Origin of the sequence: Sporosarcina sp. E16_8 (assembly GCF_017347095.1) — a bacterium.
Classification (GTDB): Bacteria; Bacillota; Bacilli; order Bacillales_A; family Planococcaceae; genus Sporosarcina.
Genome location: NZ_JADPRZ010000018.1, coordinates 44,167 through 58,247, shown reverse-complemented (window position 1 = coordinate 58,247; position 14,081 = coordinate 44,167). Strand labels below are relative to the sequence as shown.

8 protein-coding genes are annotated in these 14,081 nt (G+C 43.4%); 6 read left to right on the top strand and 2 right to left on the bottom strand.

Annotated features, from left to right (window positions below; translation table 11 throughout):
* Positions 1 to 414: 414 nt before the first annotated feature.
* Positions 415 to 1,080 (bottom strand): LytR/AlgR family response regulator transcription factor, encoded by a 666-nt coding sequence (locus I2484_RS12210; protein WP_255551376.1) that lies wholly within the window; start codon positions 1,078 to 1,080, stop codon positions 415 to 417.
* Between the two features lie 228 nt (positions 1,081 to 1,308).
* On the opposite strand from I2484_RS12210, the gene aceA reads away from it, so the two are divergent.
* From aceA to I2484_RS12180, 6 genes are all read left to right on the top strand, one after another.
* Complete coding sequence (gene aceA / locus I2484_RS12205; RefSeq protein WP_207151298.1) at positions 1,309 to 2,589, top strand: isocitrate lyase; 1,281 nt, start codon at positions 1,309 to 1,311, stop codon at positions 2,587 to 2,589.
* Positions 2,590 to 2,671: 82 nt separating this feature from the next.
* The gene (aceB, locus tag I2484_RS12200; RefSeq protein ID WP_481886406.1) at positions 2,672 to 4,246 is read left to right on the top strand and encodes a malate synthase A; all 1,575 of its coding nucleotides are present in this window, start codon (positions 2,672 to 2,674) and stop codon (positions 4,244 to 4,246) included.
* Between the two features lie 314 nt (positions 4,247 to 4,560).
* The gene (locus I2484_RS12195; protein ID WP_207151297.1) at positions 4,561 to 5,727 is read left to right on the top strand and encodes a pyridoxal-phosphate-dependent aminotransferase family protein; all 1,167 of its coding nucleotides are present in this window, start codon (positions 4,561 to 4,563) and stop codon (positions 5,725 to 5,727) included.
* Positions 5,728 to 6,298: 571 nt separating this feature from the next.
* Positions 6,299 to 6,676 (top strand): MerR family transcriptional regulator, encoded by a 378-nt coding sequence (locus I2484_RS12190; protein ID WP_207151296.1) that lies wholly within the window; start codon positions 6,299 to 6,301, stop codon positions 6,674 to 6,676.
* 4 nt (positions 6,677 to 6,680) lie between these two features.
* A complete protein-coding gene (locus tag I2484_RS12185; RefSeq protein WP_207151295.1) occupies positions 6,681 to 8,201 on the top strand; it encodes a class I adenylate-forming enzyme family protein in 1,521 nt (506 codons plus the stop codon).
* Positions 8,179 to 9,873: an acyl-CoA dehydrogenase family protein gene (locus I2484_RS12180; protein WP_207151294.1), complete on the top strand. Its 1,695-nt coding sequence runs from the start codon at positions 8,179 to 8,181 to the stop codon at positions 9,871 to 9,873. The genes I2484_RS12185 and I2484_RS12180 overlap by 23 nt, the downstream gene beginning before the upstream one ends.
* Before the next feature lie 814 nt (positions 9,874 to 10,687).
* Here I2484_RS12180 and pulA read toward each other — a convergent pair.
* Positions 10,688 to 12,811 (bottom strand): type I pullulanase, encoded by a 2,124-nt coding sequence (gene pulA, locus I2484_RS12175; RefSeq protein ID WP_207151293.1) that lies wholly within the window; start codon positions 12,809 to 12,811, stop codon positions 10,688 to 10,690.
* Between the last annotated feature and the right edge of the window lie 1,270 nt (positions 12,812 to 14,081).

Below are 14,081 nucleotides of genomic sequence, written 5' to 3'. Positions count from 1 at the left end.
CTCGGCCACCGATCATATCTACTATTCAAGCGATCATATAACCTCGGCCACCGATTATATCTGCGGCCAAGCGATCATATAACCTCGGGCACCGATTATATCTGCGTCCAAGCGATCATATAACCTCGGGCACCGATCATATCCCCGGCCAAGCGATCATATAACCTCGGCCACCGATCATATCTACTGGCCAAGCGATCATAAAACCTCGGCCATCGATCATATCCCCGGCCAAGCGATCATATAACCTCGGCCATCGATCATATCCCCGGCCAAGCGATCATATACCCTCGGGCACCGATCATACCCCCGGCCAAGCGATCATATAACCTCGGCCACCGATCATATCCCCGGCCAAGCGATCATATAACCTCACAAACCGATCATATCCACATGATCAACCTCAACATACTCTCAAAATCCAAGCGCTTTCCTAACGTCAGCCGTATACGTCTGGCCAACAGGTAACTCTGTACCATCTCTTAATGTAAGTACTAGATTAGAAGTAATGTCCCTGGAAATGCGCTGGATTGCTGGAATGTTAACAATGTAAGATCGATGGATACGTAGAAAGGTCTTTGGCAGTCGTAATTGCAAATCTTTCAGCGTATAGCTGGTACAGAATTGTTCGCTGGCTACATAAAACCAAGTTTTCTTTTGTAAGCTTTCTATATATGCAATTTCTTCAATTGCGACCGGGCTCCATTCATCCTCTTGTTTTCCAGTGAGGAAGCGAAACGGTTCATGTCGCAGTACATGATAATACGGCGGCAAAATAACGATTAACGCGCCGGGTTCGCCTTGGAGATCAATCGGATAACCGATTCCATAATAGGGAATTCCGAACAACGAGTTATCCATGATTTTATCAACTTTGAGTCGATCGTTAATCACTTTATCCGCAATGCTACCAGGCATGACCTGCTGGCCTTCTCTTAAGCGGATATCATGAATACCTTCCACGTAATAGATATAGCTATCACCCACCGCAATTGCAATAGCGGCATCTTTCGGTACCCAATCTTCCAATATAGAAGCATATTGTTGTAACAGTTCTCTCTCCATCTCCATATTCACCATCCTCACATCTGTATCCCCCTTTTTTTCTATGAAACTTCTACTAGCAAACTATTTCGTCATCTATAAACCGCTTTCATCCTAAAATAACAACCTTTTGTCGGAAAGTACAGACAACTTTGCATCTTCTGTTATATATTACTGTATAACAACTTCAGCTGTTATGAAACAGTACAAAAGAATTAATTTCACAACTAGCTGAACAAAAAAACTGGAAGGTGTGACTGAGATATGACTAGACAAGAGCAGATTGAACAATTGGAGAAAAGTTGGGCGGAGGATAGCAGATGGAAAGGAATTGAACGTCCTTACACTGCTGAAGATGTTGTGAAACTTCGTGGATCCGTTTTGATTGAACAAACACTTGCAACTAAAGGTGCAACTCGCTTATGGAGTTCATTGCATGAAGAGGATTTCATCAATGCCCTTGGTGCTCTAACAGGCAATCAGGCAGTTCAACAAGTAAAAGCTGGACTTCAAGCAATCTATCTAAGCGGCTGGCAAGTGGCGGCGGATGCAAACCTTTCAGGCCAAATGTATCCTGACCAAAGTTTATATCCAGCGAACAGTGTTCCTGCTGTTGTCAAACGTATCAACCAAGCACTTCAACGGGCTGACCAAATCGACCACACAGAAGGGCGTGCAGATGGTTTTGACTGGTTCGCACCCATTATTGCAGACGCTGAAGCAGGTTTCGGCGGACCCCTTAACGTATTCGAATTAATGAAAGGCATGATCGAAGCTGGAGCAGCAGGCGTTCACCTTGAAGACCAACTTGCATCCGAAAAGAAATGTGGACACTTGGGCGGTAAAGTATTGCTACCGACACAAAATGCGATTCGTAACTTAGTGGCTGCAAGACTTGCGGCTGACGTTCTCGGCGTACCAACTGTTCTTATCTCACGTACAGATGCAGATGCAGCAGATATGGTCACAAGCGACATCGATCCAGTTGACGCTAAATTCCTTACTGGCGAGCGCACACCTGAAGGATTCTACCGTACAAAACCTGGTATCGACCAGGCGATTGCACGCGGATTGGCTTACGCACCTTATGCAGACCTTGTCTGGTGTGAAACATCGCATCCATCTCTTGAAGAGGCACAACAGTTTGCAGATGCAATCCATGCAGAATTCCCTGGGAAAATGCTTGCTTACAACTGCTCGCCTTCATTCAACTGGGAAGCAAACTTGGACGAAGCGACAATCGCGAAATACCAAGTGGAACTCGGTAAAATGGGCTACAAATTCCAGTTCGTTACACTTGCAGGCTTCCACTCATTGAACCACAGCATGTTTAATCTTGCGCATGACTATAAAGCCAATGGCATGGCGGCGTATTCAAAACTGCAACAGGCTGAATTTGCTAATGAAGACAAAGGGTACACAGCGACTAGACATCAACGTGAAGTTGGAACAGGCTACTTCGATGACGTGTCACAGATCATTTCTGGCGGTACATCTTCTACCACAGCGATGAAAGGCTCAACAGAAACTGCACAATTTGTTTGATCGTTCGGTGGCAGTAACTGGACACTAACAACAATCGGGGAGGGTGAACAATCTGTCTACGAATCAAGCGACATCTCATACTATAGAAGTTTTAGGGGAACTGACGGCTGAAAGTGAAGAGATTTTAACACCGGAAGCACTGGCGTTTCTACAATCTCTTCATGATAACTTTGACGAGAGACGGAGAGAACTTTTAGCTAACCGTCACCAGCGTCAAAGCGCTATCGACAGCGGAATAAAACTGGATTTCTTAGCCGAAACAAAACACATTCGGGATGGGGATTGGACAATTGCTCCCCTCCCGCATGATCTGCAGGATAGACGGGTAGAAATTACAGGTCCCGTTGGTCGGAAGATGGTCATCAATGCATTGAATTCAGGCGCAAAAACATTCATGGCTTGTTTTGAAGATGCAACGTCTCCCACATGGGCAAACATGTTGGAAGGTCAGCTCAATATGAAAGATGCCGTTCGGCGGACGATTGAGTTTGAACAGCATTCCAATGGCAAGACATACAAGTTGAACGATGATACCGCAGTGTTAATGATACGACCGCGCGGATTGCATCTGCTGGAAAAGAACGTCGTGGTTGATGGAGCGCCGATTGCAGGAAGTTTCTTCGACTTCGGACTTTACTTCTTCCATAACGCTCAGGAATTAATCGAACGCGGATCAGGGCCTTACTTTTATCTACCGAAGCTTGAAAGTCATTTGGAAGCAAGGTTGTGGAACGATGTATTTACCTTCGCACAGCAGCAACTTGGTATTCAGGGCGGGACCATTCGGGCAACGGTGTTAATCGAAACGATTGCGGCAGCATTTGAAATGGACGAAATTCTATATGAACTTCGTGACCATTCAGCAGGCCTTAATTGTGGCCGCTGGGATTATATTTTTAGCTATATCAAACGGCTGCGCAATCAACCGGATGTCATTTTACCGGATCGCGGTCAAGTAACGATGACATCGCCATTCATGCGGGCGTATACATTGCTTTGTATTCAAACCTGTCATAAGCGCAATGCTCCAGCAGTCGGTGGGATGGCCGCGCAAATCCCGATTAAAAATGACCCGCAAGCAAACGCGGCTGCATTTGGCAAAGTAAGTGAAGATAAACGCCGTGAAGCGACAGACGGACATGATGGAACATGGGTAGCACATCCGGGACTCGTCGCAGTTGCGATGGAGCAGTTCAACGAGCATATGCCGACACCGAATCAGATAGGTCGTAAACGAGAAGATGTCAAAGTTACCGCTGATGACTTGCTGGAAGTCCCAGAAGGAACAATTACGGAAGCAGGCTTGCGAATGAATTGCAGTGTAGGCGTCCAATATATCGCTTCCTGGCTCAGAGGAAACGGCGCCGCACCTATCAACAATTTGATGGAAGACGCGGCGACAGCTGAAATTTCCAGATCACAAGTATGGCAATGGATCCGTCATCCGCGGGGTAAACTTAGTGACGGGCTTGATATTACTGGGGAACTGGTTACAGAAGTATTGCAAGAGGAATTGGAATTAATCAAACAGACTGTTGGTGACACTGCATTCCGTTCAGGCCGATATACTGAAGCGGCCGAGCTGTTTTCATCCTTGATTGTGCAAGATGACTTCGTTGAGTTTTTGACACTGCCGGGTTATGAATTATTAAACTGAACTACAAATGGGGGTCAAACAATATGAGAGTGGAGGAGATTTATATGCAAACAAATAACAATAGGAAAGAAATGCCCAGAAAGATTTGTCGTGAATGTGGCTGTGAAATTATAGAGCAAGTTGAATCCCCATTGTTCGAATGTGAGCGCTGTATGGGTTCGAACGAAGAGTGACATAGTAACGGCTCTATTCCCATAAGTGGAATATAGCCGTTTTTACTTGCTTTGATTAGCTATAAGAGGATTTAGGCAACATGTATGGAAGTAGTACTAGAGCTAGAAAGTATATATTGAAAATAGGTAGGGGGAAATAGAATGCGAAACGAAGAAATGCTGCTGATACCTGGACCGACACCTGTTGTCGATTCCATTTATGATGCGCTGGCGAGTGAAACAAGAGGACATACTGATCCGAGATTTGTTGCAATTTACAAAAATGCCATTGAACAGACACGTGAAATGTTGCAAACAGACGGGGAAGTGTTCGTCGTTGCGGGCTCAGGAACGATTGCAATGGAAATGGCACTCGTTAACACAGTCGCAGCTGGGGAAAAGATATTGGTCCTCAGCCAAGGTTATTTCGGTGACCGGTTCATTAAACTAGGGCAAGCTTTTGGCATTGAGGTGGATGTACTTCAATCAGAATGGGGCAAGCAAGTGACGCCTGAAGAAGTGGAAGCAAAACTTGCTGAAGGGCATTATAAAGCAGTGACAATCACGCATGCCGACACATCAACGGGTGTTGCAGCTGATCTTGATGCACTTATACCAATCGTGAAAAAGCATGGCGCACTCGTCATTTTAGACGGTGTTTGTGCAACGGCTGCGATGGAAGAAGACATGAGTAAAACATACGGCCATCCGGACTATAAAATTGATGTCATTTTGACAGGCTCTCAAAAAGCAATTGGCGTTCCGCCTGGATTGGCCATTGTCGCCTTTAACAAAACAGCATTGGCTGCTAGGGAGAAGATTGAGCGCGTCCCGGCATATTATTGCGATATTTATAATTGGATTCCTGTCATGAACGATCCTTCAAAGTATTTTGCAACACCGCCCGTGAACTTGATTTATGCCTATGATGAAGGAATGAGACTCGTTCACGCGGAAGGATTGTCAACAAGAATTATTCGCCATACCGCATTCGGCAAAGCGGTGCGAGCTGCACTGTCTGAATATGGCATGCAAGCACTTGCTGATGAAAAGGTTGCGGCATCCACATTGAGCTGTATCCTTTATCCAGAGGGAGTCAACGACGCGGAATTCCGCGCAGCACTTGGTAAAAAAGGCGTAATCGTCGCGGGCTCACTTGCTCATTTAGCAGGCATAGCGTTCCGCATAGGGCATATGGGCAATACAACGGAAGAAATGTTGGAAAAAGCGGTTGAATTAATTGGTGACACGTTGAACGAATTGGGCCATCCGGTTAATTCGGCGAAGGCAGTAGAACGATTTAAGCAAGAAGTACGAGTGGGCGTTTGAGTAAGGAAATAATGGGGCTATCCTTTAACGGGTAGCCCTTTTTTTGTTGGAAAAAGGGGTGAGCGATCATATAAGTGTGATGACCGAGCATATAACCGCGGCAACCGATCATATAAGTGTATGACCGAGCATATCACCCAGTCAACCGATCATATAAGTGTGTGACCGAGCATATCACCCAGTCAACCGATCATATAGCGTGCGAACCGATCATATCACCCAGTCAACCGATCATATAGCGTGCGAACCGAGCATATCACCTTTTCAACCGATCATATAAGCGTGTGTGACCGAGCATATCACCCAGTCAACCGATCATATAAGTGTGTGACCGAGCATATCACCCAGGCAACCGATCATATAGCGTGCGAACCGAGCATATCACCAATTCAACCGATCATATAGCGTGCAGACCGAGCATATAACCTCATCAACCGAGCATATAACCCTGCCACCCAATCATATCCAACAGCTAACCTTATAAAAAAGTATCCACTTGCTATTAACGTTAACGTCAATGTTAAACTAGTGACATAGTTGAAAATTCAGAAACCTGAAAAGGAGGGCTAAAGTGAGGGATATCAGTAAACTTGCCCAGGCGTATGATGTTTCGACTCGTACAATCCGATACTATGAGGAACTTGGTTTGTTGAAACCCGACAGGACTGCGGGGAATATACGGATTTATCCGAAAGCAGAAACCGTAAAGCTCAGGCTGATCTTGCGCGGGAAAAGGTACGGATTCACGCTGGAAGAAATAAAGGAGATGATTTTGCTTTTTGACAAAGATCGAACTGGGATAAAACAATTGGAGCGCACAATCGATTTTGGCAATGAAAAAATCGGACAAATAGAAACGAAAATCCAAGAACTCACAGAAATGAAGAGGGAAATGGAACAGCTGCTTGTGCAATTTACCGGAAAACTAACCAACATAAAGGGGGATTAAGGGAATGAACAGTTCACAACTATTGGATCGTAATGCGAGGAAATATCCTCAAACAGAAGCGGTTATCGGAATGGGGAAACGGTATACGTATAAGGAACTTGATCAGCTTGTGAATCGGTTTGCGCACGGGCTCAAACTACTCGGCATAGGACAAGGAGACAAAGCTGTTCTCTATATGCCAAACGTTCCGGAATTCGCTGTGGCCTATTTCGCAGTCCAACGGCTTGGGGCAACCATTGTTCCGATAAATGCGAAGATGTCGCTGTCAGAAGTGGAATATGTACTTGAGAATTCCGATGCAAAAGCCTTCATTGCACATGATTTATTATTTGAATCAGTAAAAAGTCTAGTTAGCGATGTAGTGTTAATCAAAACAGGTGCCGCTTTAGAAAACAGCTGGATCAGTTTTGAAACAGTACTTGATGACAATGATGCCCCAATCGAATGCAATTTACCCGATTCCAGTGAATCGACAATTTTATATACTTCAGGCACAACGGGTAAACCGAAAGGCGTGTTATTCAGTTATAAAAACATCCTCACGGTTGCACAAATGATTTGTGTAGAGATGGAAATTAAACCGGAGAGCCGCTTGCTTATTATGATGCCGCTCAGTCATTCGGCGCCGCTTCATCTGTTTTTCATGGCAGGAATCATAGTTGGGGCAACTAGCGTATTAACACCAACATTCACACCGGATCTTTTGATTGATACCGTTGAGCAAGAAAAAACGACACACTTTTTCGGAGCTCCTGTCGTTTATTTATTGACAGCGAAGAATCCGAGAATGGAAACGGCCGATTTTTCTTCGATGAAATGGTGGATTTATGGCAGTGCGCCTTTATCGCAACCGGAAGTTGAATTTGTACAGCAAAAGTTCCAATCTGATAATTTTATATGTGTTTATGGGCTGACAGAAGCGGGCCCGAACGGTACGTTACTAGGCGCAAGTGAACATAAAACGAAAGCAGGAAGCATTGGGAAACGGGCGGCACTGCATGCGGAATTTAGGATTGTTAATCCAGACGGGGAAGACGTGCAACTAGGTGAAGTTGGTGAAATTCTTTTGCGCGGGGAAGGCAATATGCTTGGCTACTATAACAATAAAGAAGCAACTGCAGAAACATTCATAGGGGACTGGTTGAAAACGGGTGATTTGGCGAAAATCGATGAGGACGGTTACATTTGGGTTGTGGACCGGAAAAAAGATTTGATTATATCCGGCGGCGTCAATATTTATCCGAAAGAAGTTGAAGAAGTACTAATTACACACCCTGCAATTCATGAAGTGGCGGTAGTTGGCGTGCCGCATCTGGAATGGGGCGAAACGGTCAAAGCCTATTTTGCCGCTAGTGAAGTGCTTGACCCTGAAGAGATTAAACAATTTGCGAAAGAAAAGCTTGCGCAGTATAAAGTACCGCGTTTGTATGAACAAGTTGAAGCGCTTCCGCGTAATGCATCCGGCAAGATATTAAAACAACCTCTGAGAGAAGGCGAAGCAAATGGTCTTACAACAACGATCTGAAATTGAACGATCATTGAATTTCTTTGAACGCGACGAAACCCTGCAAACCCTATTAAAAGAATCCTTGTCTCCTACGTTTTACGATTATGCACATAAAGAATTAACGGAATTTGGTTCACTGGTTGCCAATGAAATTGATGAACGTGCCAAACATACGGACCGCGAAGGGCAACCCCGACTCGAGAAGTATGATAAATACGGCGATGATAGTTCACATGTTTGGGTCAATGAAGGCTACAAGAAGACAGTGGAAGAAACATACCGGACAGGGATTGTCGGTTACGTTCATAAAGATATCCCGCAACTTGGCCATAAAGGGAACTACTTATATAGTTTTGCGCAAGGTTACTTGTTGTCACAGGCAGAGCCAGGATTCCATTGTCCTGTAACATTGACGCAAGCAACGGCTTATTTACTTGATCATTATGCAAGTGATGAAGTGAAAGAGAAGTTCTTGCCACATGTTTGTGCAACGGGTGATACTGAGTTATTTGAAGGCGGAACATTTTTAACGGAAAGACAGGGAGGTTCAGACGTCGGTGCGAACGCCGTGAAGGCGGTGGCAGACGGTGAAAATTATCGTTTATCAGGCGAAAAGTATTTCGCATCCAATGCCGGAATGGCAGGTGTTGCGATGGTTCTTGCAAGAATGGAAGGTGCAGCAGCAGGCTCACGCGGATTGAGTTTATTCGCGGTACCTTGGCGAAAAGATGACGGTTCCCTAAATGGTATCCAGATTCGGAAATTGAAAGACAAGCTTGGCGTGCGCGCAGTGCCATCCGGTGAAGTGGAGTTTGACGGTGCACTGGCTTATGCCGTAGGTGATCCGAAAAAAGGCTTCTATTATATGATGGAAGCGTTGAATTTATCACGAATATGTAATGCCGTTGCGTCCCTGGGCATCATGCGCCGCGCGTTTAACGAGGCTTTGATGTATGCAGACAGGCGCAATGCATTCGGCAAAAAACTGACGGACTTTCCAATGATCCAGGAAAGTTTAGCGACCATGAAAGCGAAGCTTGAAGTCGAACTGGCAACAACATTCGATCTGATTAAGCTCTTTGATAAAGTGACTTCCGGAAATGCTTCTGACGAAGAAATTGCATTGAACCGCTTGAAGATTGCACTCGTTAAAAAAGAAACCGCAGAACAGGCAATCCATTTCGCCCATGAAGCAATTGAAATGCATGGTGGAAATGGTTATATCGAAGATTTCGTCACGCCGCGGCTACTTCGCGATGCACAAGTATTGACGGTTTGGGAAGGGACGGCGAATATTTTAGGACTTGAGCTCCTTAGGCTCGTCAATAAATTCAGTGCACACTTGTTATTTATCGACGAAATGACAGAAAGGTTAGACGCTGTTCCCGAAAGTTCATGGAAACAGCGGATAGCTAACGCAGTGGAAAAACTAGCAATAGACCTCACACTATTGGCAAGTTTGGCTCCTGACAATCAAACAATCGAAGCAAAAGGATTAATGCGCACTATGGCTTTACTCTATGAAGGGGTCATTGCGCTGGAATGGGCGGCTCTACATGGTGAGCGATATGAAAAGTTGATGGAGATTTTCATCGAAACGAACTGGCCAGAACGAGCAGTTGGTGAAGCGAAGAGTAGTGTGAAGTATTTTAATGATGTAATGTCACATATGTTGATTAACCACAAGTAACCAGAAAACAACTTGATCACACACTAGACGTTCCGTGTGCAGTTGCTTTTTGATCGCTTTGGAGTGAACAACTGCTATACCATTACCGAGATATCTTGAAATCTAGGGATGTAACAAAGTCGCATCCCTAGAGACTTTTTCGGTAATCGTATGGTGGACGTTCATCCGTCGCTCTCAAAATGCAACTATACATGAAGTACTAAAGCTTTTTGGAACTAAAGAATAGCAGGCTTCTTACCTGGAGAAAAGCCGCCAAAGATGCAATTTTGGCGGCTGACACTTACTCTATAGTTTTTTCTTTTTTAGATTAAAGAAATGTCACTTTCAATTAGTCATCCCATGACTAGATGCATACTCTTTACTAAAAGTAAGCAAGAAGCACATTGTACAATGTGCAAGAGTGCCCGAAATTGCATCTTCGGGCACTTGCAACCTCAATAGAAAAGTAGCTATTCTTTCATTTCCAAAAGCGACTGCATTTTCCACTTGAATAGTGTAGGTACGCGACAGGCAACTATTCGCAACAGTATTACTAAAAAGAGTGTGGCTAGAAGTGATGAAGTCACATCTAGCCACACATGCCCCCGGTAAGACTGTCATGATTATTTCGCCTAAAGCGGGCCGGAAATATGTAGTGGGAAATGGAGGTTTTCAAGCCCTTCCCACCCGTATCTTATGCAAGAAAATGGTTAATCAACAGACGTGATGCACAATAAATAACTAAATGATGATAAATCCCCTACGGCCACTAGGCATGCTAGGGGATTTTGAATGAAATCTATAGTTCCTTAAAAGCCAAGCTGGGTACCTTCTCTTATTTAATCTCCCGTGATTTCATAAAGACGACTAACTCGTAAGGATCAATAGAAATTAATTCACCTATTACTTCCTGTTGCGCTGTATGCTTATTGAAATTATTGTTCGCCATAATTCGCCATCTAGCCGACGAAGGCAAACGTAACTGATAAGCTGTTTTTGTTGGATTAATATAGATTGCAAAGTCTTCATTATCTCCAAGTAATGTGAAGCCAAAAACAGGAGAGGGCGTGTCAACTATATATAATCTTCTCCTAATGTCTTGTTTAGAAGTCAGGCGAAATACATTATATTTTTTCCGTAGCGCAATCAGCGTTTTAATAAATTCAACATTGTCATTTTCAACTTCTCTTTGCCGCCAATCTAATTGATTGACCCGATCGCTGGAAATATAGCTATTCTCATCGCCCTGCTTCGTTCTAAACCATTCTTGACCCGCATGGATAAACGGTATTCCTTGGCTTAATAACGTGATTCCTGAAGCAAGTTGGTGCATTTTCTTACGCGTCAATTCGCTGTCTTGGTCATTGCTAACTAGAAGCCGATCCCAAAGTGTATGGTTATCGTGGCATTCGACGTAGTTAATCGTTTGGTCCACCTCCGACACAAATGGTGCACCAAATTCTTCTAAAGAGGTTCCGGATACGAGGTGGGGTAGCCTTTCGATGAAACGACCTTGACCATTTACATAACCCGTATCGTGTTTGTTAAATAACTGACCCTTGAGTGAATCCCGGAAGTAGTCATTGAAAAATTTGATACCTGTTAATTGATTGGCGTGCATGGAAGTCGCTTTCTTTTCGGAAGCTAATGCTGTTGGAAGATCCCAACCTTCACCTAACAGCATTATCGGCACTGTTTCTTCTTTACAGCGGTCATGAATTTTGTTCATTGTCTCGATATCAATGGCCCCCATTAAATCAAACCGGAATCCATCTACATGATAGTCATCAAGCCAAACATCAATCGTATCTAAAATGAACTTTCGCGCCATTGCTCGCTCTGTTGCAAAATCATTACCTACCCCAGTTCCATTGCTAAGGCTTCCATCACTGTGATACCTGAAGTAATAGCCAGGAACAAGTTTTTCAAATGGTGATTCTTCCATGATGAAAACATGATTATAAACGACATCAAGGATGACCGCGATTTCTTCCTGATGAAACGCTTGAATCATCTTTTTACATTCAACGATTCTTGCTACGGGGTCATTAGGTGTCACGGAATAACTACCTTCTGGAACTTGAAAGAATAATGGATCGTACCCCCAATTATAATCATCGTTCGGACTAGTCTCATCTACGCGTGCAAAATCATTAATGGGTAAAAGTTGAACATGTGTGCAACCTAATTCTTTCATATAAGTGAGCGCTGTTGAAAAACCATTAGTAGTTGTTGTAGCTGTTTCTGTCAAACCTAAAAATTTCCCTCGATTAACGACCCCACTTTCATCTTGATTCGTTGCGTCTCTAACATGTAACTCATAGATAATTGCATCTTGTAAATGTTGAAGTTTTGGCCTGTTTCGTTTGCTGAAGTTAGGCGGGTTTGTTCTAGCGGGGTCTATAATCACGCTTTTTTCACTGTTAGCAAGCATGGCTTTCGCATAGGGGTCATTCAAGCGTGTCGTTTGCCCATTGACGATAATTTCATAATCATAAGAAAAACCATGCCAGTCACCATCGACATTTAGTTGCCATAAACCACTTTTTTGTCGATGTAATAAAAAATAACGACTATCTAAATATAATTTTACAGAAGTAGCCGTCGGGGCCCAAATAGAGAATGTTGTTGCCGAATCTTCGTAGTCAGTCCCAAATTTAGTAGTCAAATTGGCATAGTGCTGATCAAACCAATCCGTTCGGACGATTGCTCGAGGATAAACGGGAACCTTCGCTGTGCCCCATAAGAGCACAAGACTTTCTCCGATTGGCAGTTCTTCTAAAAGAATGATACTTACAGTGGAATCGGCGTTTACTTTATCAACCTTTGTCAAAAAGTACTTCTCTTTTGCTGCCCAATAAATGACGGGTGGTTCTTCCGCGTGCAGGATTATTGAACTATCGTTCACGATAACGGTTAACACGTGAACATCATCGATCCAAGCTACATGAGTTTCCACAAAAGTACCCCCTTTTCTTGTTTAGTTCTACCATACTGGACGTACTGGCGCTGATTTCTCTATTGTCAGTACCCAAAATTCATCTTCACTATTTCCATTTACACATGCTTAATCTTAGTATATGTTCTACCCCTATATTAAGAAACTTACCTGAACTTTAACCGGGTATTGAAAATTTTAGTCTAAAATGAAGTTATTGTCATCCTGTTTAAAGTTTAAACCACATCTGTTGATTAACCATAAACAATCAGTAAATAAAATAATCAAACACTAGGCGCTCCTTGTATAGTTGTTTGGATTGCTCGGACTGAACGCCCCCTATACAATTACCGAGATTTCCTGCTGCGTAGGAATACGACTTTGCCGCACCCTACGCAGCTTTTTCGTTAATCGTAGAGTGGCCGTTTCTCCGTCGCTCTTCAAAAACACAGATACACGAAGTGCTGAAGCTGTTTGGGACGAAAGAATAGCTGGCTTCTTACCTGTAGAAAAGCCGCCAAAGATGCAATTTTGGCAGCTCACTCCTTCTCTATGGTTTTTTCTTTATTATTTTAAGGAAGTGTTAATCTCTACAGGATATCAAATGATGATTAATGAACCTGGAAATTGTATCTTTGGGTACTTACAATCTTTATAGAAAGTCACCTATGTATTTAGGATTCAATAGAAACTGTACTAATCTCCTTGTACAACGAAAGAACCTAGCGATGGAGCGACACTAATGAAAGGCAGCCCAATATCGCCGCGTCCTGCGGCAAAGGCTGCACACCTGCATCCTGCAGGCGCCGAAGTAATGAGACCGACAGTGATCTTCTGGGGGGCTCATTACGGAAGGCCATCACCAAGCGACGAAGCGGTATTAGAAACTGCTTCCTAATAATAATCACTTACTATCCATTTATTAAGTGCCGGAAACGTACTAATCCAACTGAAGACTTTTGCGCCTACCTGACCAGTATCTTATGCAAGAAAGTGGGTAGTAAACAGACAGGTGTTTAAACAAAACACTAAATTTATATAGGAAAATGAAGCCAGAGTTAAGTCCTTCATTCGACATAAACTTACATTATATTTACAAAAAAAGAAATTTGTAGAACGATTTAAAATTTATTTACACAATAACCTGCTAATATAGATTGTGATGAAAGCAAAAGTAATTAGGGTTCTACGTAGCAATAGTAAATGCTTAGAATATAACCGTTATGTCATTCACAATATGTAGCTATTACAAAGAAGTAAATAATAAATGATCCGCGACAAAGAAAAACTA

Coding starts and splice junctions, on each gene's coding strand:
- I2484_RS12210 (WP_255551376.1), bottom strand. CDS start 1,080: ATGGTGAATATGGAGATGGAGAGAGAACTGTTACAACAATATGCTTCT.
- aceA (WP_207151298.1), top strand. CDS start 1,309: ATGACTAGACAAGAGCAGATTGAACAATTGGAGAAAAGTTGGGCGGAG.
- I2484_RS12195 (WP_207151297.1), top strand. CDS start 4,561: ATGCGAAACGAAGAAATGCTGCTGATACCTGGACCGACACCTGTTGTC.
- I2484_RS12185 (WP_207151295.1), top strand. CDS start 6,681: ATGAACAGTTCACAACTATTGGATCGTAATGCGAGGAAATATCCTCAA.
- I2484_RS12180 (WP_207151294.1), top strand. CDS start 8,179: ATGGTCTTACAACAACGATCTGAAATTGAACGATCATTGAATTTCTTT.